At 75.4% G+C, this 24,045-nt stretch carries 23 protein-coding genes and 1 pseudogene; 20 read left to right on the top strand and 4 right to left on the bottom strand.

All coding sequences use genetic code 11. The features are described 5' to 3' along the window. The 13 genes and pseudogenes from E4P41_RS16400 to E4P41_RS16340 all read left to right on the top strand — a co-directional run. Positions 1-581 (top strand): annotated as a pseudogene (locus E4P41_RS16400) (hypothetical protein); the annotation flags it as partial. Beyond that, positions 578-1,603, top strand: coding sequence for a class I SAM-dependent methyltransferase (locus E4P41_RS16395; protein ID WP_135142337.1), 1,026 nt, complete (start codon positions 578-580; stop codon positions 1,601-1,603). The pseudogene E4P41_RS16400 and the gene E4P41_RS16395, both read left to right, overlap by 4 nt. Positions 1,604-1,694: 91 nt before the next feature. Further along, on the top strand, positions 1,695-2,777 hold the full coding sequence (locus tag E4P41_RS16390) for a Gfo/Idh/MocA family oxidoreductase (protein WP_245177411.1): 1,083 nt from the start codon (positions 1,695-1,697) through the stop codon (positions 2,775-2,777). After that, complete coding sequence (locus tag E4P41_RS16385) at positions 2,774-3,652, top strand: MBL fold metallo-hydrolase (RefSeq protein WP_135142336.1); 879 nt, start codon at positions 2,774-2,776, stop codon at positions 3,650-3,652. The genes E4P41_RS16390 and E4P41_RS16385 overlap by 4 nt, the downstream gene beginning before the upstream one ends. After that, positions 3,649-5,097, top strand: coding sequence for a YcaO-like family protein (locus E4P41_RS16380; protein WP_135142335.1), 1,449 nt, complete (start codon positions 3,649-3,651; stop codon positions 5,095-5,097). The genes E4P41_RS16385 and E4P41_RS16380 overlap by 4 nt, the downstream gene beginning before the upstream one ends. Beyond that, entirely contained in the window at positions 5,094-5,951 is an 858-nt protein-coding gene (locus tag E4P41_RS16375; protein WP_245177410.1) for a sugar phosphate isomerase/epimerase family protein, read from the top strand. The genes E4P41_RS16380 and E4P41_RS16375 overlap by 4 nt, the downstream gene beginning before the upstream one ends. After that, positions 5,948-7,156 (top strand): glycosyltransferase family 4 protein, encoded by a 1,209-nt coding sequence (locus E4P41_RS16370; RefSeq protein ID WP_135142334.1) that lies wholly within the window; start codon positions 5,948-5,950, stop codon positions 7,154-7,156. Before E4P41_RS16375 ends, E4P41_RS16370 begins: the two co-directional genes overlap by 4 nt. 2 nt (positions 7,157-7,158) lie before the next feature. After that, complete coding sequence (locus E4P41_RS16365; RefSeq protein ID WP_245177409.1) at positions 7,159-7,878, top strand: PIG-L family deacetylase; 720 nt, start codon at positions 7,159-7,161, stop codon at positions 7,876-7,878. Continuing rightward, positions 7,875-8,843, top strand: coding sequence for a UDP-glucose 4-epimerase GalE (galE, locus tag E4P41_RS16360; protein ID WP_135142332.1), 969 nt, complete (start codon positions 7,875-7,877; stop codon positions 8,841-8,843). The genes E4P41_RS16365 and galE overlap by 4 nt, the downstream gene beginning before the upstream one ends. A gap of 78 nt (positions 8,844-8,921) precedes the next feature. Next, a complete protein-coding gene (locus E4P41_RS16355) occupies positions 8,922-10,409 on the top strand; it encodes an AlkA N-terminal domain-containing protein (protein ID WP_245177408.1) in 1,488 nt (495 codons plus the stop codon). Next, the gene (locus E4P41_RS16350; RefSeq protein WP_135142330.1) at positions 10,406-10,927 is read left to right on the top strand and encodes a methylated-DNA--[protein]-cysteine S-methyltransferase; all 522 of its coding nucleotides are present in this window, start codon (positions 10,406-10,408) and stop codon (positions 10,925-10,927) included. The genes E4P41_RS16355 and E4P41_RS16350 overlap by 4 nt, the downstream gene beginning before the upstream one ends. 173 nt (positions 10,928-11,100) lie before the next feature. Further along, entirely contained in the window at positions 11,101-12,189 is a 1,089-nt protein-coding gene (locus E4P41_RS16345) for a DNA recombination protein RmuC (RefSeq protein WP_135142329.1), read from the top strand. 255 nt (positions 12,190-12,444) lie between these two features. Beyond that, positions 12,445-13,293: a DUF6542 domain-containing protein gene (locus E4P41_RS16340; RefSeq protein WP_135142328.1), complete on the top strand. Its 849-nt coding sequence runs from the start codon at positions 12,445-12,447 to the stop codon at positions 13,291-13,293. A gap of 66 nt (positions 13,294-13,359) precedes the next feature. On the opposite strand, the gene E4P41_RS16335 is transcribed toward E4P41_RS16340, so the two are convergent. Beyond that, entirely contained in the window at positions 13,360-14,331 is a 972-nt protein-coding gene (locus E4P41_RS16335; protein ID WP_135142327.1) for a 4-hydroxy-3-methylbut-2-enyl diphosphate reductase, read from the bottom strand. A gap of 171 nt (positions 14,332-14,502) precedes the next feature. Between E4P41_RS16335 and E4P41_RS16330 the strand changes: the two genes are divergently transcribed. The 3 genes from E4P41_RS16330 to E4P41_RS16320 all read left to right on the top strand — a co-directional run bounded on the left by E4P41_RS16330 (position 14,503) and on the right by E4P41_RS16320 (position 17,387). After that, positions 14,503-15,789, top strand: coding sequence for a hypothetical protein (locus E4P41_RS16330; protein WP_135142326.1), 1,287 nt, complete (start codon positions 14,503-14,505; stop codon positions 15,787-15,789). 76 nt (positions 15,790-15,865) lie between these two features. After that, positions 15,866-17,086: an exodeoxyribonuclease VII large subunit gene (xseA, locus tag E4P41_RS16325; RefSeq protein ID WP_135142325.1), complete on the top strand. Its 1,221-nt coding sequence runs from the start codon at positions 15,866-15,868 to the stop codon at positions 17,084-17,086. Positions 17,087-17,162: 76 nt separating this feature from the next. Next, positions 17,163-17,387 (top strand): exodeoxyribonuclease VII small subunit, encoded by a 225-nt coding sequence (locus E4P41_RS16320; RefSeq protein WP_245177407.1) that lies wholly within the window; start codon positions 17,163-17,165, stop codon positions 17,385-17,387. Between the two features lie 30 nt (positions 17,388-17,417). On the opposite strand, the gene E4P41_RS16315 is transcribed toward E4P41_RS16320, so the two are convergent. Together E4P41_RS16315 and E4P41_RS16310 are read right to left on the bottom strand one after the other, a co-directional pair. Continuing rightward, the gene (locus E4P41_RS16315; RefSeq protein WP_135142323.1) at positions 17,418-17,663 is read right to left on the bottom strand and encodes a hypothetical protein; all 246 of its coding nucleotides are present in this window, start codon (positions 17,661-17,663) and stop codon (positions 17,418-17,420) included. 154 nt (positions 17,664-17,817) lie between these two features. Beyond that, positions 17,818-18,429: a DUF4245 domain-containing protein gene (locus tag E4P41_RS16310; protein WP_135142322.1), complete on the bottom strand. Its 612-nt coding sequence runs from the start codon at positions 18,427-18,429 to the stop codon at positions 17,818-17,820. A gap of 118 nt (positions 18,430-18,547) precedes the next feature. Here E4P41_RS16310 and glpX point away from each other — a divergent pair, with 118 nt between their 5' ends. Further along, positions 18,548-19,609, top strand: coding sequence for a class II fructose-bisphosphatase (glpX, locus tag E4P41_RS16305; RefSeq protein WP_280660907.1), 1,062 nt, complete (start codon positions 18,548-18,550; stop codon positions 19,607-19,609). On the opposite strand, the gene E4P41_RS16300 is transcribed toward glpX, so the two are convergent. Next, the gene (locus E4P41_RS16300; RefSeq protein ID WP_135142321.1) at positions 19,602-20,243 is read right to left on the bottom strand and encodes a DUF1707 domain-containing protein; all 642 of its coding nucleotides are present in this window, start codon (positions 20,241-20,243) and stop codon (positions 19,602-19,604) included. The two genes, glpX and E4P41_RS16300, sit on opposite strands and share 8 nt — an antisense overlap. A 132-nt stretch (positions 20,244-20,375) precedes the next feature. Between E4P41_RS16300 and E4P41_RS16295 the strand changes: the two genes are divergently transcribed. The 3 genes from E4P41_RS16295 (at position 20,376) to E4P41_RS16285 (ending at position 23,768) form a co-directional block, all read left to right on the top strand. Next, positions 20,376-21,794, top strand: coding sequence for a class II fumarate hydratase (locus E4P41_RS16295; protein WP_135142320.1), 1,419 nt, complete (start codon positions 20,376-20,378; stop codon positions 21,792-21,794). Between the two features lie 147 nt (positions 21,795-21,941). Next, positions 21,942-23,258 carry a citrate synthase gene (locus tag E4P41_RS16290; protein ID WP_135142319.1) on the top strand — a complete coding sequence of 439 codons (1,317 nt, stop codon included), beginning with the start codon at positions 21,942-21,944 and terminating at the stop codon, positions 23,256-23,258. Between the two features lie 249 nt (positions 23,259-23,507). Beyond that, positions 23,508-23,768, top strand: a complete 261-nt coding sequence (locus E4P41_RS16285) for a hypothetical protein (RefSeq protein WP_135142318.1) — start codon at positions 23,508-23,510, stop codon at positions 23,766-23,768. Positions 23,769-24,045 lie beyond the last annotated feature (277 nt).

Genomic DNA, 24,045 nt, shown 5'->3' with positions numbered 1-24,045 from the left:
GATCTCTGCGCGAGGCGCTCCCGCTCACCCTGCCGTCCCCGGAGCCGCCGCCGCTCGCCGGGCGGCTCGACCGCCAGCCGCGCGCCGGAGCCACCGCCCCGGGCCGGGCGCGGGTGGTCGTGGAGCCGCCGGAGAGCCACGGCGACCACTGCCTGACCGTGGCCGTGTACGGGGTGCTCGTCGCGCCGGTGTTCGGCGCCGAGCCGGTCGCGCCCTTCCTGGTCGGGCTGGCCCACCATCTGCACAACGTCGTGCTGCCCGACGCCGGGTTCGCCGGCGAGGTGCTGCTCGGCTCGGCGCTGCCGCGGGTGATGGCCACGCTGGAGGAGCGCGAGCTCGCCGCGCTCCCTGCGGCTCTGGCCGATCGGCTGCGGGCGGTGCTCACCCTGCGCGCGGACGCGGGTGCGCCGGAGTCGCAGGCCTTCCACGCCGCCGACGTCCTCGACCGGGTGCTGCAGGTCCACCACCACGCGCAGGCCGCGGCCTTCACCGCGGAACAGGCGCTCGACGACCTCGAGCTCGTGCACGCCGGGCCGGTGCAGGCCTTCCACCTCGACGTCCTGGCGGCGGCGGGGCTGTGAGCACTGCGGCACCCACCGTCCCGGTGGTCGACGGCATCCCGTTCGCCCGCGCGGGGCGCGAAGAGCTGCGTGCCGAGGTCGCCGGCCGGCTCGCCGCCGGCGAGGTCGACCGGGCGCGGGTGGCGCTGCTGGCCGACGCCGACGACTGGTGGACCGAGCCGCCTCCACCGCCCGAGCAGCTGGCCCGGGTGCCGGCCGCGACCACCCTGCGGGAGGCGATGGGGCTGCTGGGCATGGGCCGGGTGGCCGACTACTTCGCCCACCGCTGGTCCGACCCCACCCACCTGGCCGGCCTGGCGCTGCTGCAGCAGCACTGGCCGGGGAGGAGGCCGGTGGTGGACGTCGCCTGCGGCATCGGCACCCACCTGCGCGAGCTGGCCCGCCGCGGCTGCACCGACCTGCTCGGCGTCGACGTCGTCTGGGCCAAGCTCTGGCTGGCGCGGCGCTTCGTCTGTTCCACGGCGCGCTACGTCTGCGCCGACGTCACCACCGCCCCCGACCTGGGCGTGCAACCACCGGCCTACGTGCTGTGCCACGACGCCTTCTACTTCCTGCGCGACAAGCCGGCCGCGGCCGCGGCGATGCGCGCACTGGCCGGGAACGGCGGCACCGTCGTCGTCGGGCACGCGCACGTCGCCGACCCGCACGGGGCGCCGCTGACGCCGGAGGGCTACGCCGCGGTGCTCGGCACCGACCTTCTCTACGACGACGCCGAGCTGACCACCGCGCTGCTCGCCGGCCGCGCCCCCCGTCCTGCCGCGGCGGCCGACCTGCACTCCAGCGAGGCGGTCGCCCTGGTCGCCGGCGACCCGTGCTCCCCCGCCCAGGCCGACCTCGGCGAACCCCTACCGCCACTGCGACCCAACCTGCTCTACGTGGACGGCGAGCTGTGCTGGCCCAGCGAGCGCTACGCGGCGGAGTACGGCCCGCGGTCGGCGTACCTGCCGGCCCGCTGGCCGGACCCGCTGCCCCCCGACGCCGCCCGCCGCCGGCTGCTCGTCGACCTGCCGGAGGCGTGGTGAAGGCGCCGACCTGCCATCGAGATGCACGTTCTCGTGGTGATCAAGCGCTGATGGCCACGAGTTCGTACACCTCGCGGGACGAGGGGCGGTCGTGAGCGCCGTCGGGTGGGGCATTGCCGGCTGCGGCTGGGTGGCCCGCGACCACGCGCTGCCCGCGCTGGCGGGGACGCCGGGCGCCCGCGTCGTCGCCCTGCACGACCGCGACCCTCAGGCCATGGCCCGGCTGGACGTCGACGTCCCCCGGTGCACCGACCTCGACGCGTTCCTGCGCATCCCCGGGCTGGACGCGGTCTACGTCGCCGTGCCCAACGCCGCGCACCGGGAGGTGGTCGAGGTGGTGGCCGCGGCCGGCAAGGCGGTGCTCTGCGAGAAGCCGCTGGCCGCCGACGTCGCCGACGCCCGCGCCATGGTCACCGCCGCCCGCGAGGCCGGCGTCCTCCTCGGGACGGCGTACGACCAGCGCTGGCACCCCGCGCACGTGCGGCTGCGCGAGCTGGTGCCCGACCTCGGCACGGTCACCGCGCTGCGGATCGTCTACTGCTGCTGGCTGCCCGCCGACTGGACGCCGGACGGCCGGCCGCACGACAACTGGCGGGTCGACCGCGCCCGCGCCGGCGGCGGCGCGGCGATCGACCTCGCCCCGCACGGGCTGGACCTGGCCGGCGTGCTGCTCGGCGAGGACGTCGTCGAGCTGCATGCGCTGCTGCAGCGACGGGTGCAGGACTACCCGGTGGACGACGGCGCGCTGCTGGCCGGGCGCACCGCCGGCGGCGTGCTGGTCGACCTGCACGTCGCCTTCAACACCCCCGACGCCCTCCCCCGCCGCCGGCTGGAGGTGGTCGGCACCCGCGGGACGGCCGTCGCCGTCGACACGATGGGCCAGACCGCCGGCGGCTCGCTGACGCTGCACCGGCCGGAGCCCGTCGACGTCCCCTTCGCCGGGGACTCCCCCTTCGCCGCCCAGTTCGCCGCCTTCACCGCCGCGGTCGCAGGGCACGCGCCCTGGCCGTACGACGCCGCCCGCGACCTGGCGCTGCACCGGCTGCTCGTCGAGGCCCTGGACACCGCCGCCCACCGGGCGGCCGACACCACGTCTCCGGGAGCTCGTGCTCTGCCCACCCACGTGGGCAGAGCACGAGTTCCCGGAGGACGACCCCCCGGGAGGTACCCGTGACCGCCACCAACCCCTACCGCGGCCTGCTGCCGGACCTGCCCGCGTTCGCCTGCACCAACTGCGGGCACTGGCAGCGCTGGCCGGCGCCGGGGCCGCAGGTGTGCCCGGTGTGCGCCGACGTCCGCAACGCGCTGCCGGAGGACGGCTTCGAGTTCGTCACGCCTGCGCAGGCCGACGCGCTGGTCACCGGGTTCTGCCGGCCGACCGCCATCGCGGGCGTGACCGAGTTCGGCACCGAGCCGCGCTTCGGGCTGGACAGCCGTGGCTGGGTGATCGAGAGCGACGCCGGCCTGGTCGGCTTCGAGTGCGCCCCCTGGTACACCGCCGACATGCTCGCCCAGCTGCGCCGCATGGCCGAGGTGCACGGCGAGTTCGAGATCCTGGCCGCCAGCCACGTGCACGGCTACGGCGCGCTGTGGCAGCTGCAGCAGGAGCTCGAGCCGCGGGTGGTCTGCGTCGGCGTCCGCGACCTGGAGTGGACCAAGGCCTTCCGGGTCACCTGGCCGGCGGACGACGAGCTGGAGCTGGCCCCCGACCTCACCCTGCACCGCACCGGCGGCCACTTCCCCGGCCACTCGGTGCTGCACGACCGCCGCCGCGGCCTGCTGTTCTGCGGCGACTCGCTGAAGGTCGACCTCGACGAGGCCGGTCGGCCGGTCGCCCTCAGCGCGCACAAGGCCTTCCACGCGCAGATCCCGCTGTCGCACGGCGAGCTGCGCGAGTACCTGACCGTGGTCGGCGCGTTGGACTTCGGGGCCGTCGCGACCCCGTTCGAGCTGGTCCGCGGGGTCACCACCGACCACGTCGTCCACCTGGTGCAGCGGCTGCTGTCCGGGCCGCCGGACGCCGCTCCCGTCGCGTTGGCGGACCTGTGAGACCCGCGGAGCGCTACCTCGCCTCCTTCCCGGGAACCGTCGACGAGTTCGCGATCGAGGGCCTCGACGTCCTCGACGTGCCGCTGCACAGCGCCGTCCTCGCGCCCTCACCCGAGCACCCCGGCGGCAGCGGCCTGGGTTACGGCGCCACCCGCGAGGAGGCGCGCACCGGGGCGCTGGGCGAGATGGCCGAGATGGCGCTGTCGCTGCGCACCCACCAGAGGGTGGAGCGCACGCAGGGCTCCTACGCGGAGATGACCCGCCGGCACGGCCGGGACCGGGTGACCGACCCGCGCACCCTCTGCCTGGAGGCCGGCAGCGCCTACGACGACGACCGGCCGCTGCAGTGGCTGCCGATGACCCGGCAGCGGGACGGCGAGACGGTCCTGGTCCCCGCCGAGCTGGTCGCCTCCGCGCCCGACGACCTGCCCGGGAACCCACCACCCGGCGGCTGGCTGACCACGGTCGTCACCAACGGTCAGGGCGCGGCCTTCGACGCCGAGCGGGCGATCGCGCACGCGCTGCTGGAGGTGCTGCAGCGCGACGGCAACGCCACCTCCTTCCGCGCTCTGGACCGCGGCGTCGTCATCGACCTCGAGGGGCTGCGCGACCCCGACGCGCTCGCCCTGCTCGACCGGCTCGACGCCGCGTGCATCGACGTGGTGGTGAAGCTGGCCGCCACCGACCTCGGCGTCGTCGACGTCTACGCCGTCGGCTGCTCGAGCGACCTGTCCGAGCCGGTGCCGGTGATGGCGACCGCGTGCGGCGAGGCGGCCCACCCCGACCGGGACACCGCCGTCCGCAAGGCGCTGCACGAGTTCGCCTCGGCGCGCAGCCGCAAGGCGTTCATGCACGGCCCCTTCGACGTCGTCCTGCCGGCGACCCCGCCGGGCTACCTCGAGTCGTGGCGCGGCGGGCACCCACCCGAGCGGCTGGCCGAGGAGGACCGCGCACTCGAGGCGATGCTCGCCTGGACCCGGATGGGCACCGGCGCGCTGGTCGACCTGCTGCGGGACACGGTCCTGTCGCGTCGGGAGACCGTCGCGCTGACCGATCTGCCCACGTGGTCCGGGGGCGACCTGCACGGCACGGTCACCGGCGCCCTGCACGCCGCCGGGCACGACGTGCTGGTCGAGCTGCAGCCCTCGATCGGCGACGCGGTGGCGGCCAAGGTCCTGGTGCCGGGGCTGGAGGTCGAGACGATGTCCTACGGGCGGATCGGTGAGCGCGGGGTGCGCCGGCTGGCCGACCGGGGCGACCCGCTGGTGGTCATCGGCGCCGACCCCGGCGGTTGGGCGCGGGTCCACCTGACGTCCGACGCCGAGGAGCGCCTGGGCGGACCGGCCTGGTTCGACCGCACCGGGGCCGACCGGCGGGTGGGCGCCCTCTACGCCCTCTACCGGGAACCGGGCCGGCACACGGTCGCGGAGGTGCTGGCCCGGTGACCGAGCTCGTGAGGTCGCCGATGGACCTGAGGTACGCGTACAACACCAACGGGCTGACCTCGCACCGGCTCGACGACGCGCTGGCCTTCCTCGCCGACACCGGCTACGCCGGCGTGGCGCTGACGCTGGACGTCGTCCACCTGGACCCCTTCGCGCCGGACGTCCGGAAGCAGGCGGAGAGGACGCGGGCGCGCTGCGACGAACTGGGCCTGGGCGTCGTCGTCGAGACCGGCGCCCGGTTCCTGCTCGACCCGCGGGTCAAGCACGAGCCGACCCTGGTCACCCCGGACGCCGAGGGCCGGGCGCGACGCCTCGCCTACCTGCGGCTGGCCTGCGATCTGGCCGAGGTCCTGGGCGCGGAGGCGGTCAGTTTCTGGGCGGGCGTGCCGCGGCCGGGGGTGGACCGCGACGCGGCGTGGGGCTGGCTGGTCGACGGCGTCCGCGCGCTGGTCGACAGCTCCGGCGGGGGTCCGTACACCCTCGCCGTCGAGCCCGAGCCCGGGATGCTGGTCGAGGACTGCGACGGGTGGGCCCGGCTGGCCGCCGAGGTCCCCGGCATCTCGCTCGCGCTGGACACCGGCCACTGCGTCGTCGCCGGGGCGTACGCGCCGCAGGAGGCCGTGGCCCGGTTCGCCCCGCACCTGGGCACGGTCGCCGTGGAGGGCATGCGCCGCGGCGTGCACGACCACCTGCCCCTCGACGAGGGGGACGTCGACCTGCCCGCGGTGCTCGGCGCGCTGCGGACCGCCGGCTGGGACCGGCTGGTGACCCTCGAGCTCTCCCGCGACGGGCACCGGGCGCACGAGATGGTCCCGCGGGCGATGGCCACCCTGCGAGCGGCGGAGGAGTCATGAGGATCTGCTTCGTCAGCCGGCGCTACTGGCCGGCGGTGAGCGGGATGAGCGTCTACGCGGAGAACCTGCTGCGCGAGCTGGTCGCCCTCGGCTCCGAGGTGACGCTGGTCAGCCAGTACCGCGACGACGAGGCCGGCACCCGGGTCTACGGCGGCGGTCCGCCTCCGGCCGACCGGGTGCCCGACGGCGTCGAGGTGGTGGCGCTGCCCAGCCGCGGCGAGACCGTCGTCCCGGCCGACTGGGAGGGCGACGTCGACGAGATCGTGCGCACCGTCGTCGGCCTGCACGAGCAGCGGCACTTCGACGTCCTGCACGCCCAGTACGGCTACCCGCCGGGGCTCGCCGTGCTCGCCGCCGCCCGGGAGACCGGGCTGCCGGCCGTGGTGAGCATCCAGGGCGGCGACGGCCACTGGGTGGGCACCTGCTGCACCACCCACGCCGAGGCGATGCGCACCGTCGTCGACTTCTCGAGTGCGGTGCTCATCGGCAGCGCCAGCTTCCGCGACGAGGTGGTCGGCAACCTCCGCTGCGACCCGGCGCGGTTCACCGTCATCCCCGGTGCCACCGACACCCGGCGGTTCACGCCGGCGGAGCGACCGCTGGGCGCGCTGCAGGAGCCGCCGGTGCTGCTCTTCCACGGCCGGGTCGACCGGCGCAAGGGCGTGCTCGACCTGCTCGAGGCGCTGCCCGACGGCGTCCGGCTGGTCGTCTCCGGCATCGGCCCCGACCTCGACGAGGCCAGGGCGCGCGCCGACGCGCGGACGACGTTCCTCGGCTACGTCCCGCCCGACGAGGCGCCGGGGGTCTACCGCTCGGCCGACGTCTTCGTCAGCCCCACCTACAGCGAGGGCTTCAGCAACACCCTGCTCGAGGCCATGGCCAGCGGGTTGCCCACGGTGAGCACCAACAGCGTCGGCGTCGTCGACTGCCTGCGGCACGAGGAGAACGGGCTGCTGCACCGCCCGGGGAACGTCGCCGGACTCCGTGCCGCGCTGGAGCGCCTGCTGGCCGACGCCGACCTGCGGGCACGACTGGCACGGACGGCGCTCGACGAGGTCCGGCGGCTCTACTCGTGGCCGGTGCTGGCCCGCTCGATCGACGCGGTCCACCGGTCGGTGGCCGGCAGCACTCCGGATCCCGGCTGGTCGATGCCGACGGAGGTCGACCTCTCCTGCCGGTTCCGGTCGGCGGCGCACCTGCTGTGAGGGTGCTCGCGGTCAGTCCGCACCTCGACGACGCCGCCTTCTCCGTCGGCGGGACGCTGGCGGCGCTCGTCGCGGCCGGGCACGAGGTCACCGTGCTCACCTGCTTCACCGCGAGCGTGCCCCAGCCGGCCGGCTTCGCGCTCGCCTGCCAGCTGGACAAGGGGGTGCCGGCCGACGTCGACTACCTGGCTCTGCGCCGGGCGGAGGACGCCGCGGCGATGGCCGTGCTGGGCGCCACTCCCGGGTACCTGGGCCTGCCCGAGGCGCCGCACCGCGGCTACACCAGCGCGGCCGACCTGTTCGCCGGCGTCCATCCGGGGGACGACGTCTGGCGGTCGCTGACCGCGGCGCTGGCCGGGCACGACGCCGACCTCTGGCTGGCGCCGCAGGCGCTCGGCGGCCACGTCGACCACCTGCAGGTGCTCCGCGCCGTCGCCGGGATCGACCGGCCGGTGCTGTGGTGGCGCGACAGCCCCTACGTGCTGCGCGATCCGGCCGCCGTCCCCGGTCCGGACCTGCCGGGCGGGCTGGCTCGGGTCACGCTGCCGCAGGACCTCGACCGGCGCGCCGACGCCTGCGCCTGCTACGCCACCCAGCTCGGTTTCCAGTTCGGCGGGGTGGAGGCGATGCGGGCCGCGCTCGCCGGGCTGCCCGAGGTGCTGCTGGCCGGGGACCGGGCGCGGGCGGTGGTTGCCGGGCTCGACACCGGTGCGGTCCGGTGAGCTGGCTGGTCACCGGCGGCGCCGGGTACGTCGGGGCGCACGTCGTCCACGCCATGTCGGCCGCGGGCGAGGAGGTCGTCGTCCTCGACGACCTGTCCGCCGGCGACCCGGGCCGGCTGGCCGGGCTGCCGTCGGTCCCGCTCGTCGTCGGGTCGGTCCGCGACCGGGGGCTGGTGCGCCGGGTGCTGCGCGAGCACGCGGTGCAGGGCGTGGTGCACCTCGCCGGCCGCAAGCAGGTCGCCGAGTCGGTGGCCGACCCGCTGCTGTACTACGCGGAGAACGTCGAGGGCATGGTGGCGCTGCTGGAGAGCTGCCGGGCGAAGGGCGTTCCCCGGTTCGTGTTCTCCTCCAGCGCCGCCGTCTACGGCCTGCCCGCGACCGAGCAGGTCGACGAGGACGCCGACTGCCGGCCGATCTCGCCGTACGGACGGACCAAGCTCGTCGGTGAGTGGTTGGTGCGCGACAGCGCCGCCTGGGGCCTGTCCGCGGTCACCCTGCGCTACTTCAACGTCGCCGGCGCGGGGACACCACGGCTCGGCGACCGGGGGACGGCGAACCTCGTCCCGCTGGTGTTCGCGGCGGTGGAGACCCGCCGGCGGCCGGTGCTGCACGGCGCCGACCACCCGACCCCCGACGGCAGTCCGGTGCGCGACTTCGTGCACGTCACCGACGTCGCCGAGGCCCATCTCGCCGCGGCCCGTGCGCTGACCGCCGGCGCGCCCGGCGGCACGTACAACGTCGGGCGCGGCGAGGGCAGCAGCGTGCTGGAGGTGCTGCGTCTCGTCGGTGAGGTGACCGGGGCCGACACCACCCCCGAGGTCGTCGGCGCGCGCCCCGGTGACCCGGCCCGGGTGGTGGCCGCCGTCGACCGGATCGCCCGCGACCTGGACTTCCGCGCCCGGTGCGACCTGCGGCTCATCGTCGAGAGCGCCTGGGCGGCCTGGCGGGCGACCCGACCGCGCTGACCGGCACCGGCGGTCCCCTCGACGGCCGCGTCCGGAAACCGCCAGTTCCCGCGGCCCGGCGCTGTCATGCTCGTCTGCGTGACACCGCCGCTGGACGCCGAACGCTGCTACCGCGCGGTCGCCAGCCGCGACGCCCGGTTCGACGGCTGGTTCTTCACCGCCGTCGCCACCACGGGCATCTACTGCCGCCCCTCCTGCCCGGCCCGCACGCCCCTGGCCCACAACGTCACCTTCTTCTCCACCGCAGCCGCGGCCCAGGGCGCCGGCTACCGCGCCTGCCGCCGCTGCCGCCCCGACGCCGTCCCCGGCTCGCCGGAGTGGGACGTCCGCGCCGACGTCGTCGCCCGGGCCATGCGGCTCATCGGCGACGGCGAGGTCGAGCGCTCCGGCGTCCCCGGGCTGGCCGCGCGGCTGGGCTACTCCGAGCGCCAGCTGCACCGGCTGCTCGTCGCCGAGCTGGGAGTGGGCCCGCTCGCGCTGGCCCGCGCCCGGCGTGCGCAGACCGCACGGCTGCTGGTCGAGACCACCGACCTGCCCATGGCCGACGTCGCCTTCGCCGCCGGGTTCGCCAGCATCCGGCAGTTCAACGAGACCGTGCGCGAGGTCTTCGCCGCCACCCCCACCGAGCTGCGCCGCACCGCGCCGGCCGGTCCCCCCACCGCGCCGGGCCGGGTGACCCTGCGGCTGGCCGCCCGCGCCCCGTTCGAGGCGGGCGAGGTGCTGCTCTTCCTCGGCGTGCACGCCGTCCCGGGCCTGGAGGAGTGGGACGGGACGACGTTCTCCCGCGTGCTCGACCTGCCGCACGGCCCGGCGGTCGTGCAACTCTCCCCCGCCCCGGACGGCGGCCCCGCGGTGACCGCCCGGCTGCGGCTGACCGCCCTGCGCGACCTCGGCGCGGCGGTGGCCCGCTGCCGCCGGCTGCTCGACCTCGATGCCGACCCGCTCGCCGTCGACGGCGTCCTGGGGGCCGACCCGGCGCTGGCCGGGCTGGTCGCCGCCGCACCCGGACGCCGGGTGCCCGGCTCGCCCGACGCCGACGAGCACGCCGTCCGCGCCGTCCTCGGCCAGCAGGTGTCGCTGGCCGGTGCCCGGACGCTCACCGCCCGCCTGCTGCGCGCCGCCGGCACGCCCCTGCCCGAGCCGGTCGGCACGCTGACCCACGCCTTTCCCCGGCCGGCCGCGCTGGCCGACGCCGACCTCACGGCCGTCGGCCTGACCGGGGCGCGCCGGCGCACGGTGCAGGCGCTCGCCGAGGCGCTGGACTCCGGCGCGGTGACCCTGGATCCCGGCGCCGACCGCGCCGAGGCCGGCCACACGCTGCGCGCCGTCCCCGGGATCGGCCCGTGGACCGCTGCACTCGTCGCACTGCGCGGCCTGGGCGACCCGGACGTCTGGCTGCCCGGCGACCTCGCGCTGCGACGCTCGCTGGCCGCCCTCGGCAGCTCCGACGCCGACGCCGCGGCCCGCTGGCGCCCGTGGCGGTCCTACGCCGTCCTGCACCTGTGGTCGCTCGCCGTGCCCACGCCGTCCACCCGTCCCCACCTCTGCGATCGGAGCGCCTCATGACCCAGCAGCCCGCCCGCTCGGCGACCGTCGGGACCCCGCCCGGGCCCTTCACCGTGGTCGTCGCTCCCGACGGCGCCGTCCTGGCCAGCGGCTGGACCGACGACCTGACCGAACTCCTCCCCGTCGTGCACCGCGCGCTGCGGCCGGCCTGCGTCGAGCCGGTCGAGCACCTGCCCGTCCTCGACGCGGTAGCAGCGTTCGTGGCCGGCGACCTGACCGCGATCGACGTCGTCGCGGTGCGCCAGCGGTCCGGCCCGTTCCTCGAGGACGCCTGGGAGGTGCTGCGGACCGTGCCGGCCGGCGCGCCGGACACCTACGCCGCCTTCGCCGCGCGGTGCGGTCGACCCGCCGCGGTCCGAGCGGCGGCCAACGCCTGCGCGCGCAACTCCGCGGCGCTGTTCGTCCCCTGTCACCGGGTGCTCGGCTCGGACGGCGGGCTCGGCGGCTTCCGCTGGGGGACGCCGGTCAAGCGCTGGCTGCTCGACCACGAGACAGCGCACGCCGCCGTCCCCGCCTGAAGAAGGACCACCCTTCCCTCAACGCCTGTCGGCCCCCTCCCGGGCACCGCCGCGGCCCCGTGCAGAGGCTCGCCGCGAGCTTGCGAGCGGTGAGTAGGACGGGGTCCTTCCACCTGAAGGGCGGCCGTGTGGCTCCCGGGAACTGTCGGGCCCGTCCGGCAGGCTGACCGGTCGTGGACGCCGCCTCCCTGCTCACCGGTCTGCTCCTCGGCGCGCTGCTGGCCACCGCGGTCACCCTGGGCGTCGTCGCGCTGCTCGCCCGGCGCCGACCGGCCGACGACGGCCTGGATCCGGTGCACGAGTCGCTGGACCACCTGCACCGGTTGCTGGCCGGCATGGAGCGGGCCCGGGCCACCGCGCACGGGGAGCTGCGCGAGCAGATGGGCACCGTCGGCCAGGCGTCGTCGATGCTGCGACAGGAGACCGCTGCGCTGGTCACCGCGCTGCGCACCCCGCACGTCCGCGGTCGCTGGGGCGAGGTGCAGCTGCGCCGGGTGGTCGAGGTGGCCGGCCTGCTCGAGCACTGCGACTTCGTCGAGCAGCCCGGCGGCACCAACGACGCCGGGGCGGGCGTCCGTCCCGACCTCGTGGTCACCCTCGCCGACGGTCGCCAGGTGGTGGTCGATGCCAAAGTGCCGTTCACGGGCTACATCGAGGCGGTGCAGGCCGAGGACGTCGCGGTGCGGGCGAAGCGGGTCGCCGCGCACGCTCGCCAGCTGCGCACCCACGTCGACGCCCTCGCCGCCCGCCGTTACCCGACGGCGTTCCGCCCCGCAGCCCCGTTCACGGTGCTCTTCGTGCCCTCCGACGGGTTCCTGACCACCGCCCTGGAGGCCGAGCCGGGCCTGCTGGAGTACGGCTTCGCCCGCGACGTCGTCCTGGCCACCCCCAGCACGCTGCTGGCGCTGCTGCGCACCGTCGCCTACTCGTGGCGGCAGGAGCGGCTGGCCCGCGACGCCGACCAGGTGCTCGAGGTCGGCCGCCGCCTGCACGCCCGCCTCTCCACCCTGTCGGGCCACCTCACCCGCCTGGGTTCGGCGCTCTCCTCGACGCTGAGCCGCTACAACGAGACGGTCGGCTCCTACGAGGGCTCGGTGCTGGTCGCCGCGCGCCGCTTCGACGACCTCGGGGTGGCCGAGACGCCGGTGCCGACGCCGGAGCCGGTGGAGGCCACGGTGCGCACCCTGCGGCCGGCCGAGCTGCCCACGCCGGCCGACCGCCCGCAGTCCCCGATCGAGGAGCGGGACGGCACCACCGGCTGAGGCACCCCCGGCTGGGCCTTCGCGAGGTGGGCGCCGATGGCGCAACCCGGGGTACCTCCGACGTCGCGCCGGTACCGCTCCGCCCCACCCGCCCCGCCCGCCACGTCAGATGTGCGTGCAGCACCGTTGTTTTGGCAGGTGTGCACAGCGCGCGTCGGTGTCGTCCTCCCCCGCCGACACCGCGGCCGTCGTTACCGTTGCCCTCGACAGGGACCTCCCGGTGGAGGTCCGCCACGAGGGGACGGGAGGTCCGCCATGGCCTCGGTGAGGTCGGCCGACACCTGGCGCGAGTCCGGTGCGCGCGCCGAGCGACGCGCCGCTGCCCGTCCCGGGCCGGCCGAGTACGTCTCCCGCATCGGCCGCCCGCCGGTTCCGCCGCCGCCCCCGCGCATGCGGTCCACCGAGCTGCCGCCGTTCCCCGAGCACCTGGCGCGCGCCGCCCGCAGCCGGGACGACGACCGCCGCGCCCCGATGCCCCCGCGCGCGGCCGCCGAGCGGACCGGGCGCTCGTCCCGGGACGGCGAGCGGACCGGGCGTTCCCCCTGGGACGGCGAGCGTGGCCGCGCCATCGATCCCGGCGCCTCCCGCCACGGCTCCTCCCATCGGGACGCCTTCCACCACGACTCCTCCGCACGCCCGCGCGGCCGCGAGGAGCTCGAGAGCCGTCGCCGCGGTCCCCGTCCGCCCGAGCCCCGGTCCGCAGCACCCCGGTCCACGGGCCGCGGTGCAGCGGCGTCGGCACCCGAGCGCGGCAGCCGCCTACGCGGCGTGGCCGCCGTCCTCGCGGTCTTCCTGGTCACGCTCGCCGGTGCGGCCCTCGACTCCTGGATCGGGGCCGGCCTGGGCATCGTCACGCTGGCGACGCTGACCGGGGCGAGCGCTGCGGGCGCGCTGCTGGTCCGCCGCCGCGACCTGCTCACGATGGTGGTCGCCCCGCCGCTGGTCTTCATCGTCGTCGCCGTGCTCAACACCGCGCTGGCGCCGTCCGCGTCGCTGAACCTCCCGACGGTGGCCACCCTGCTCATCCGCGGCTTCCCCGCGATGGCGATCGCCACGGCGGCCGCCCTGGTCGTCGCGCTCGTCCGCTGGGCCGCCCGCCACTGAAGGAGGGCCCTGTCCTCTCCGCCCTTCGCATGGCTCGGGACGGGGCCATCCTCGTTCGTGGGGTCTTCAGGCTCCGTCGGCGGTGGGCTCGGTGCGGCGGGGCCGCAGCTCGTGCGGCAGGGCGAACACCAGTCGCTCCTCGGCGGCCTTGACGGTCCCCACGTCGGGGTAGCCGCGCTCGGCCAACCAGTCGAGAACCTCGCCGACCAGCACCTCGGGCACCGACGCGCCGCTGGTGACGCCGACGGTGGCCACGCCCTCGAGCCAGGCCGGGTCGATCTCGGAGGCGAAGTCGACCAGGTGGGCGTCGCGCGCACCGGCCTCCAGCGCCACCTCCACCAGCCGCACGGAGTTCGACGAGTTGGTCGACCCGACGACGACGACCAGGTCGCACTCGCCGGCCATCTGCTTGACGGCCTGCTGCCGGTTCTGCGTGGCGTAGCAGATGTCGTCGCTCGGCGGGGACTGCAGGCCGGGGAAGCGGGCCTTGAGCCGGTCCACGGTGGCCAGCGTCTCGTCGACCGAGAGCGTGGTCTGCGACAGCCAGACGACCTTCTCAGGGTCGCGGACCTGCACCCGGTCGACGTCGTCGGCGCCGTCCACCAGCTGGATGTGCTCCGGCGCCTCGCCTGAGGTGCCCTCGACCTCCTCGTGGCCCCGGTGGCCGATCAGCAGGATGTCGTAGTCGTCGCGGGCGAACCGCTTCGCCTCCTGGTGCACCTTGGTCACCAGGGGGCAGGTCGCGTCGATCGTGCGCAGGTTGCGCGCCGCGGCCTGCTGGTGCACGGCCGGGGAGACGCCGTGCGCGCTGAAGACGACGACCGAGCCCTCGGGCACCTCGTCGGTCTCGTCGACGAAGACCGCCCCGCGCCGTTCGAGGGTCGCCACCACGTGCTTGTTGTGGACGATCTGCTTGCGGACGTAGACCGGGGCGCCGTGGATCTCCAGCGCCCGCTCGACGGCGACCACCGCCCGGTCCACGCCGGCGCAGTAGCCCCGGGGATCGGCCAGCAGGACGCGTCCGCGCTGATCAGCCATGGCCCCATGGTAGGAGAAGGACCTCCCTGCCCTTCGGTGTTCGCATGCTCACACCGGGACCCTGCAGGGAGGCCGTCCGCGGGCGCCGGCGGACGAGACGCGTACCACCATCCGTGTGCTCCGCGCCAGCGCGGGGGTGTCGGGCGCGCCGATTCGGGGCAGGGTGGGGCCATGTCGCGTGAGATCCCCGAGGCCGTCCGAGCCTTCGCCGGCCTGGCCGCCACCGTCCTCGACGAGGCCCGCCGGCTTCCACAGACGCTGCCCGCGCTGCCGGTCCGCGTGATCGGCCTGGCCATGCAGGCCACCATGAAGCTGCAGCAGCACTACTCCGGCCTGGTCGCCCGCGGGGACGAGGTGTTCACCGGGGTCCGGGGCGAGGCCGAGCCGGGGCTGGCCACCTTCGACGAGGACCTGCCCGAGGCGCCCCCCACCGCCGCCGGACGCACCTCCGCCTTCGACCGGGCCACCGCCCCGGTGGCCGACGAGGAGGTCGCCGAGGAGGTCGCCGCGCTCCTCGACGACGAGGTCTCCGGTCTGCCCCAGGACCCGGCGCCCGAGGAGGTCGTCGAGGCGCTCGCCGACATCACCGACGAGGTGTCCGCCGCCGACGTCGGCCTCCAGCGCGCCGAGCCCGGGCTCACGCCCGAGGACGCGCTGGAGACGGCGCTGCTCGAGGCGGACGGCGCCCCCGACAGCGCCCTGGTCGACGGCGGCACCACAGACACCGGTGTCGACACCGACGAGATCGCGGAGACCCCCACCGACGTCGACGTCCTCACCCCGGACGGCGGCATCGCGACCGTCGAGGGCACGGTGACCGACGAGGGCGTCGCCGCGCCCGAGGCCCCGGCCGGCGAGGTCCCGGCCGGCCAGACCGCCGCCGAGACCGCCGGCGCTCCCGCCCAGGCCGACCGGCAGGACACCGCGGTCGACGAGGCGGCCGGCAGCGGCATGAGCGACGCCGAGACCCGCCCCTCGACCGGCGGGGCGCCGGCCGGCGAGGACCGGGACACGACCGGGAGCGGGGACGAGGTGGTCACCGCCGCGGGCGCGCAGGTCGACGACGCGCTCGGTGCCGGTGACGCCACCGCGCCCGCCGCGACCGACACCGCCGTCGCGACCGACACCGCCGTCGCGACCGACGAGGGCGGCACCGACGTGGCGGCGGCGACCGGTGTCCGCACCGACGTCGACGAGTCCGCGACCGCCGAGGAGGCCGCGGACACCACCGGCGCCGAAGCCGCCGGTGCCGCGCCGGTCGACGGCTACGACGGCTTCACCATCGCCCAGCTGCGCGGGCGGCTGCGCGGCTACCAGCTCTCCACGGTCCAGGACCTGGTCACCTACGAGGAGGCCACCCGCGCCCGCGAGCCCTATCTGCGGATGCTGCGCAACCGGCTGGAGAAGCTCGAGCGCCAGGCGGTCGAGGACAGCCCGCTGGCCCCGCGCGGCGCCTGAGGACGGGCACCGTCAGCCCCAGCGACCTCGCCCCACCTCCCCGGGAGGTGTCGGTGCCGTCTGACACGCTCGGGAGGTGACCGCACCCTCCACGCCGGAAGCCCCGTGGCCGGTCCGCACGGTGGCCCGCAAGGTCGCCGAGTGGATCGGCCGGCTGGGCGAGGTGTGGGTCGAGGGCCAGGTGGCGCAGTTGTCCCGGCGCGGCGCGGCGACCGTCTTCCTCACCCTGCGCGACCCCGCCGCCGACCTGTCGGTGCCGGTCACCTGCGCCCGGGACGTCGCCGACCGCCCCGGGCTGGAGCTGGCCGAGGGCGCCCGCGTGATCGTCCGCGCGCGTCCGGACTACTACATCGCCCGCGGGTCCTTCTCCCTGCGCGCCACCGAGATCCGCGCCGTCGGGCTCGGGGAGCTGCTCGCCCGCATCGAGCGGATCCGCCGGCTGCTGGCCGCCGAGGGTCTGTTCGACCCCGCCCGCAAGCGGCCGCTGCCGTTCGCCCCGGCCGTCGTCGGGGTGGTGACCGGCCGGGACAGCGCCGCCGAGCGCGACGTCCTGGTCACCGCCCGCCGACGCTGGCCGGCGGTCCGCTTCGCCGTCCACCACAGCCTGGTCCAGGGCCCCAGCGCGGCCGCGTCGGTGATCGACGGGCTGCGCCGGCTGGACGCCGACCCGGCGGTCGAGGTCATCGTCGTCGCCCGCGGCGGGGGGTCGGTGGAGGACCTGCTGCCCTTCTCCGACGAGGGCCTGGTCCGGGCGATCGCCGCCTGCCGCACCCCGGTGGTGACCGCCGTCGGCCACGAGACCGACACGACCCTCGTCGACCACGCCGCCGATGTCCGCGCGGCCACCCCCACCGACGCCGCGCACCGCGTGGTGCCGGAGATCGGCGAGCAGAGCCGGCTGGTGGACGGGCTGCGGGCCCGGGCGCGGCACCTGATCGGCGCCCGGCTGGAGCAGCAGGAGCGCTGGTTGGAGAGCGTCCGCAGCCGCCCGGTCCTGGCCGACCCGCAGCGGCTGCTGCACGGCCGGGCGGACGACGTCGAGCAGCTGCGCACCCGCGCCCGCCGCACCCTCACCCACCGGCTGGAGGGAGCCGAGCGCGACCTCGAGCACGCCCGGGCCCGGGTGGCCGCGCTCTCCCCCGCCGCGACGCTGCAGCGCGGCTACGCCGTCGTCCAGCGGGCCGACGGCACCCTCGTCCGCGACCCGGGCGAGGTCGGGGACGGCGAGCGGCTGTCGGTGCGGGTCGCGGGCGGCCGGCTGCCGGTGCGCGTCCACAGGGAGGATGGCCGACCGTGAGCGGACAGGAACGTGAGCGTCGCAGCGAGGAACGAGCGAGGAGCGGAGCGTTCCGCGGGAGCGAACCGAGGACATGGTGAGCGAGACCGCGAGCGAGCAGCCGGCGACCAGCTACGAGCAGGCCCGGGAGGAACTCGCCGACGTCGTCCGGCGGCTCGAGGCCGGCGGGCTGACCCTCGAGGAGTCGCTCGCCCTCTGGGAGCGCGGCGAACAGCTGGCCGAGCTGTGCCAGCACTGGCTCGACCGGGCCCGCGAGCGGTTGTCGAGGGCCACCTCCGCCGAGGCCGCGGGGGAGGGCTGACGCCCCAGACGGTGGGCCGGCCCCGGACCGTCAGGCCGGGAGCCGGACCCTCGCACCGGGTCCGACCGCCAGACCGGCCGCGGCCAGCGCCGCGAGCAGCCGGTCGGCGGCCTGCGTCGGGTCCGGGGCCCCGTCGAGGGACTGCGCGAGCAGCTCGCGCACCGCGACCGTGGGGTCCGCCCGCCGGGCGGGGATGCGGGTGACCATCCCGCAGGCGCAGGCCCCTCCGGCCGGCGGGGGCCGGTGGTCACCGCCGGTACACGTGCGTCGGGTCATCGTCGCCGCTCCTCGCAGGCCGGGGCCGACCACGGTCCAGATGGCCGGCCGGGAGGTCAGCATCCCGCCGTCCGCCCGGCGCCGCCGCCCGACCCACCGGACGGACATCAGCTCGTGATCTCCGTCATCGGATCGCAAACTCCCAGGTGAGCGGTCAGTCCCCGACCGGCCGGACCGCCGTCGCGACGGCCTCCAGCTCGTCGTCCGGAGCCGAGCCGGTGACCAGCACGGTGACCCCGTCGGCCACGCGGAAGAACACCGTCTCACCGCGTTCCGTCGTCCCGCGGGTCCAGGTCCGGCCGCCGAGGCCGACGGTGCCCTGCTCCTCCGCGCCGTCGAGGACCCCGGTCACCGCGTCGGCGCGGGCCTCGTCGCTGACCACGAAGCCGGCGAACTCGGCCGACGGCGTCAGGTAACCGATCTCCAGGGTCACCGGGTCGCCGGCCTCCGCGGTGCCGGCATCGGTGCGGGCGCTGGTCGGGCGGTAGCCGTCGGGCAGGCCCGACGGGGCGACCACCGGATACCCGGCGCGGGCGGCGGCCAGCTGCACGGTACTGGCGGGGTCGACCTCGCGGACCGGATCCACCCCCGACTGCTTGAAGGACATCCAGCCCACGAGCGCCAGACAGATCAGCACCAGCGGGACCAGCGACCGCAGCATGTTGGCCACGCTCATCCGGTTGGCCCGCTCGATCGCGGACGAGGACCCCGTGGCTGGTGGCGCTGCCTGCGGGGGGCGCTGACTGGTCGGGCCGGCTCCGCTCACCCCCCTAGGATGACAGGACTGTCGCCCCACCCCGCCGCCCGACGCCCGGCCCCCTCCAGGGCACCGCCCCGAGCTTGCGAGGGGTGGGGAGGAGGGGGTCCTCTTCCAGGAGGTCCGCGTGTCCCTGCCCCTGCCCGACGGCCCCGCGAACTCCGGCGGGAGCAGCTTCAACGCCGATCGCCCGGCCCCCGACCGCAACCTGGCCCTCGAGCTGGTGCGGGTCACCGAGGCGGCGGCGATGGCCGCGGGCCGCTGGGTCGGCCGCGGCGACAAGAACGGCGGGGACGGCGCCGCCGTCGACGCGATGCGGGCACTGATCGGCACGGTGCGCATGAACGGCGTCGTCGTCATCGGCGAAGGCGAGAAGGACCAGGCGCCGATGCTCTACAACGGCGAGCAGGTCGGCGACGGCCACGGCCCGGAGTGCGACGTCGCGGTCGACCCGATCGACGGCACCACCCTCATGGCCAAGGGCATGCCCAACGCCATCGCGGTCATGGCGGTCGCCGACCGCGGCGCCATGTACGACCCGTCGGCGGTCTTCTACATGGAGAAGATCGCCACCGGTCCGGCGGCGGCGGACGTCGTCGACATCACCGTCCCCGTCGCCGAGAACATCCACCGGGTGGCCAAGGCCAAGCACAGCTCCCCCGGCGACGTCACGGTCTGCATCCTCGACCGGCCCCGGCACGAGCAGCTGGTGCACGAGGTGCGGGAGGCCGGCGCGCGGATCAAGTTCATCACCGACGGCGACGTCGCCGGCGCGATCGCCGCGGCCCGCGAGGGCACCGGCGTCGACCTGCTGCTGGGCATCGGCGGCACGCCGGAGGGGATCATCGCCGCCTGCGCGCTCAAGTGCATGGGCGGTGCGCTGCAGGGCCGGCTGTGGCCGAAGGACGACGACGAGCGGCAGAAGGCGGTCGACGCCGGGCACGACCTGGACCGGGTGCTGCACATCGACGACCTCGTGCGCGGCGACGTCTTCTTCGTGGCCACCGGCATCACCGACGGCGAGCTGCTGCGCGGGGTGCAGTACCGGGCCGGCGGGTGCACCACGCAGTCGCTGGTCATGCGCTCGCGCTCGGGCACGATCCGCTCGATCGAGAGCCTGCACTCCCTGCAGAAGCTGCGCGCGTACTCCGCGGTGCCCTTCGACCGGTCGGACGACGACGTCAGCTGAGGGACGGCGGCGGCAGGTGCCGCTGGGCCAGGCGGTCGACCAGCGCCCGCCACCGGCTCGCCGACTCGCCCGGCGCCAGGCTGCGCAGCCGCAGGTCGCCGAGCACGCTGCGCGCGTGGACGACGACGCGTGGCGTGCCGGCCAGCCGCGGCACCGGGGCGAGCTCGGTCCTGCGGTCGCCGAAGACCGTCCGCCCGTGCAGCTCGGCGTCCACCCCCTCGGCGACGACCACGTCGACGTCGCCGAACCTCGTCTGCACGTGGATCTCGACCCGGTCCGCGTCGGTGCGCAGGCCGCGCAGGTCCAGCCGGACGTCGCCGAAGACGGTGCTCGCCCGGGCGGGCGCCGCACCCGGACCCGACAGCCGGATGTCACCGAACACGCTGGAGAGCTCCGTCCGCGTCTGCGTGCCGACGATCTCGACCGGCGGCGGTTCGTCCGGGGGCAGGTCGGCGACGAGCGCAGCCAGGTCGGCGAGCGTGCCCGCGGCGTAGGCGGCCTCGACCCGCTCGCCGAACTCCGAGAGGTCGATCCGGCCCTCGCCGACCGCGCACTGCAGCCGGGTCACGGTGGCCTCGCGGTCGGCGTCCGAGGCGCGCACGACCGGGCGGTCGGGGACGGCGGCGGGGTCCACCCCGCCGACCGTAGTCGAGCCATCCTGCGGCGGGACCACTCCCGCCCGGTGCGGTCCGGACCGTGACCGCGCAGGCATCTAGGGTCCTGGGTCGGAGCACTGTCACCCACCACCACACCGGGAGCTGGAGCCATGCCCCCTGAGAACGCGGTCGCACAGCAGGACGCCACGGACCATCGCATCGAGCACGACTCCATGGGCGAGGTCCGGGTCCCCGCGTGGGCGAAGTGGCGGGCGCAGACGCAGCGCGCCGTCGAGAACTTCCCGATCTCCGGTACGCCCATCGAGCGCGAGCTCATCGCCGCCCTGGCCGCGATCAAGGGGGCGGCCGCCGCGGTCAACGCCTCGCTGGGCGTCCTGCCGCAGGAGACCGCCGACGCCATCGGCACCGCCGCCGCGGCCGTGGCCCGCGGCGAGTGGGACGAGCACTTCCCCATCGACGTCTTCCAGACCGGCTCCGGGACGTCGAGCAACATGAACACCAACGAGGTCATCGCCACGCTGGCGTCCGAGACCCTGGGCTCGCCGGTCCACCCCAACGACCACGTCAACGCCTCGCAGTCGTCCAACGACGTCTTCCCGTCGGCCATCCACGTCGCCGCCACGCGGGCGATCGTCCGCGACCTGGTCCCTGGGCTGCAGCACCTCGAGGCCTCGCTCTCGCGCAAGGCCGGGGAGTTCGCCGAGGTGGTGAAGAGCGGGCGCACCCACCTCATGGACGCCACCCCGGTCACGCTCGGCCAGGAGTTCGGCGGCTACGCCGCGGCGGTGCGCTACGGCGTCGAGCGACTGCAGGCCTCGCTGCCGCGGATCGGCGAGCTGCCGCTGGGCGGCACGGCGGTGGGCACCGGCATCAACACCCCGCCCGGCTTCGCCGCCGCGATCATCGAGCGGCTCGCCGCCGAGCTGGAGCTGCCGCTCTCGGAGGCGCGCGACCACTTCGAGGCCCAGAGCTCGCGCGACGGGCTGGTCGAGGCCTCCGGCCAGCTCAAGACCATCGCCGTCGGCCTGGTGAAGATCGCCAACGACCTGCGCTGGATGGGCTCCGGCCCGCGCACCGGCCTCGGCGAGATCTACCTGCCCGACCTGCAGCCGGGCAGCTCGATCATGCCGGGCAAGGTGAACCCGGTGATCCCCGAGGCGACCATCCAGGTGGCCGCCCAGGTGATCGGCAACGACGCCGCGGTGACCTTCGCCGGCACCACCGGCAACTTCGAGCTCAACGTCACGCTGCCGCTCATGGCGCGCAACGTGCTGGAGTCGATCCGGCTGCTGGCCAACGTGTCGCGGTTGCTGGCCGACCGCTGCGTCGACGGCATCACCGCCAACGTCGACCGCTGCCGCGAGCTGGCCGAGTCCTCGCCGTCCATCGTGACGCCGCTGAACAAGTACATCGGCTACGAGGAGGCCGCGAAGGTCGCCAAGCAGTCGCTGGCCGAGCAGAAGACGATCCGCCAGGTCGTCGTGGAGCGCGGCTACGTCGAGCAGGGCAAGCTCACCGAGCAGCAGCTCGACGAGGCCCTCGACGTCCTCTCGATGACCCATCCCTGACCGAACGGTCGCCGGGGCCGGTGGTGTGGCAGCGTCTGCCTCATCACCGGCCCCGGGGCACGTGCGGGCGCACGAAGTCGTCCACCCTCGAGGGTGGAGACGGGCTCATGAGCCCTACCGGCCGGTAGCTGAGTAGCGTCCCTGCCGATGAGCGAAACAGCGAGCGCACCCACGGCCGGCAACCCCGACGTATCCCTGCGCCACCCCGGTGGAGAACTGCCCCTGCGCGTGGTCCCGGCCACGGAGGGCGCGGACGGACTCGACACGAGCAAGCTGCTGGCGACGACCGGACAGGTCGCGCTGGACATCGGCTTCGTCAACACCGCGTCCTGCACCTCGGCGATCACCTACATCGACGGTGACGCGGGGATCCTGCGCTACCGCGGCTACCCGATCGACCAGCTCGCCGCGAAGGCCAGCTTCGTCGAGGTCAGCTACCTGCTGATCTACGGCGAGCTGCCGACGCCTGCGCAGCTGGCCGACTTCGACTCCCGGCTGCGGCGGCACACGCTGCTGCACGAGGACCTCAAGCAGTTCTTCAAGGGCTTCCCCCTCGATGCGCACCCGATGCCGGTGCTCTCGTCCGCGGTCAGCGCCCTGTCGACCTTCTACCAGGACTCCTTGGATCCGTTCGACCCCGAGCACGTCGAGATCTCCACGCTGCGGCTGCTGGCCAAGCTGCCGACGATCGCCGCCTACGCGTACAAGAAGTCGGTCGGCCAGCCCTTCCTCTACCCGGACAACTCCCTGGGGCTGGTGGAGAACTTCCTCCGGATGACCTTCGGCTTCCCCGCCGAGCCCTACGAGGTCGACCCCGACCTGGCGGCGGCCCTGGACATGCTGTTCGTGCTGCACGCCGACCACGAGCAGAATTGCTCGACGTCGACCGTGCGGCTGGTCGGCTCCTCGCAGGCCAACCTGTTCGCCTCGATCTCGGCCGGCATCAACGCGCTGTTCGGCCCGCTGCACGGCGGGGCCAACCAGTCGGTGCTGGAGATGCTCGAGTCGATCCAGGGCGAGGGTGGGGACATCCCGGCGTTCGTGGAGCGGGTGAAGAAGAAGGAGCCCGGCGTCAAGCTCATGGGCTTCGGGCACCGGGTCTACAAGAACTACGACCCGCGGGCGGCGATCGTGAAGCAGACCGCCGACCGGGTGCTCGACAAGCTAGGCGGGGACAACGAGCTGCTCGACCTGGCCCGCCAGCTGGAGGAGATCGCCCTCTCCGACGACTACTTCGTCGAGCGCAAGCTCTACCCGAACGTCGACTTCTACACCGGGCTGATCTACCGGGCGATGGGTTTCCCGACGCGGATGTTCACCGTGCTGTTCGCCCTCGGGCGGCTGCCCGGCTGGATCGCCCAGTGGCGCGAGATGATCGCCGACCCGGCCACCAAGATCGGCCGGCCGCGGCAGGTCTACACCGGGGAGAAGGAGCGCGCCTTCGTGGAGCTCGCCGACCGCTGAAGCCCGGCCCCGCTGCGGTGGAAGGACTGTGCCTCCTGCCCCTCACCACTCGTAGAAGGAGCGTCCCCCTGCCCCCCACCACTCGCAAGCTCGCGGTGGGACCCTGCAGGGGGCCGGGCCCGGGGCAGCGGGGTCCTTTCTCCGCCCTTCGAGGTCCCGTCGTCCGCCCCGGACGGCGGGACCTCGGCGTTCTCGGGCAGCATGGTCGTCGCCGCGCCCATCTGCACCGTCGCGCCGGGAAGGAGTCCCATGGCCGAGTCCTCCTCCGAGGACGACCTGCTCCTGCCTCCCGTACCGCTGGCCACGGGGGGAGCGGTCCACGTCGGCGGCAGCGGCCGCCGGGTGGCCCGGGTGGAGCTCGTCGTCTCGACCGAGGACGGCGAGGAGCTGCGCATCCCGCTCGAGCGCCACCACGGCGCCTGGTGGCCCCCGCGCGAGCGCACCGCGCCGCCGGCCGGCGTGTCCACCGATCGGGTGCCACCTGCGGATCACCCTCACCCGGAGGGGTGAGGCCGTCCCGCACTCCTCTCCGGGGCCTTCCCCCGCCCGTCGATACGAGGTCTGAGCGCACCGCGGAACCCGCGGAGCCGGCCACGTAGGACGAGACCGCCCGGGGGACCCGCAGTGCCAGCACCGCGCACGTCGGTCTCCACTCCGCGCGCGACCCGGGGTGGCGCACGGCAGGCCGCCGCTGCTGCCACGCCGCGCAGCACGGCTCGCCCGGCTGAGCACGCCGACGCTGGTGGTCGTCGCTGGCCGCAGCCGCGCGCACGACCCGCGCCAGATC

Source organism: Geodermatophilus sp. DF01-2 (assembly GCF_004571065.1).
Classification (GTDB): Bacteria; Actinomycetota; Actinomycetes; order Mycobacteriales; family Geodermatophilaceae; genus Geodermatophilus.
Note: the sequence above shows the minus strand (reverse complement) of the source record. Positions and strands in the feature narration are given on the sequence as shown.

What these genes read in the sequence shown, in the direction of transcription:
- E4P41_RS16370 (WP_135142334.1), top strand. Translation starts at nt 5,948, where the DNA reads ATGAGGATCTGCTTCGTCAGCCGGCGCTACTGGCCGGCGGTGAGCGGG.
- E4P41_RS16340 (WP_135142328.1), top strand. Translation starts at nt 12,445, where the DNA reads ATGGCCTCGGTGAGGTCGGCCGACACCTGGCGCGAGTCCGGTGCGCGC.
- E4P41_RS16290 (WP_135142319.1), top strand. Translation starts at nt 21,942, where the DNA reads ATGAGCGAAACAGCGAGCGCACCCACGGCCGGCAACCCCGACGTATCC.
- E4P41_RS16285 (WP_135142318.1), top strand. Translation starts at nt 23,508, where the DNA reads ATGGCCGAGTCCTCCTCCGAGGACGACCTGCTCCTGCCTCCCGTACCG.
- E4P41_RS16295 (WP_135142320.1), top strand. Translation starts at nt 20,376, where the DNA reads ATGCCCCCTGAGAACGCGGTCGCACAGCAGGACGCCACGGACCATCGC.
- E4P41_RS16335 (WP_135142327.1), bottom strand. Translation starts at nt 14,331, where the DNA reads ATGGCTGATCAGCGCGGACGCGTCCTGCTGGCCGATCCCCGGGGCTAC.
- E4P41_RS16350 (WP_135142330.1), top strand. Translation starts at nt 10,406, where the DNA reads ATGACCCAGCAGCCCGCCCGCTCGGCGACCGTCGGGACCCCGCCCGGG.
- E4P41_RS16315 (WP_135142323.1), bottom strand. Translation starts at nt 17,663, where the DNA reads ATGACCCGACGCACGTGTACCGGCGGTGACCACCGGCCCCCGCCGGCC.
- E4P41_RS16330 (WP_135142326.1), top strand. Translation starts at nt 14,503, where the DNA reads ATGTCGCGTGAGATCCCCGAGGCCGTCCGAGCCTTCGCCGGCCTGGCC.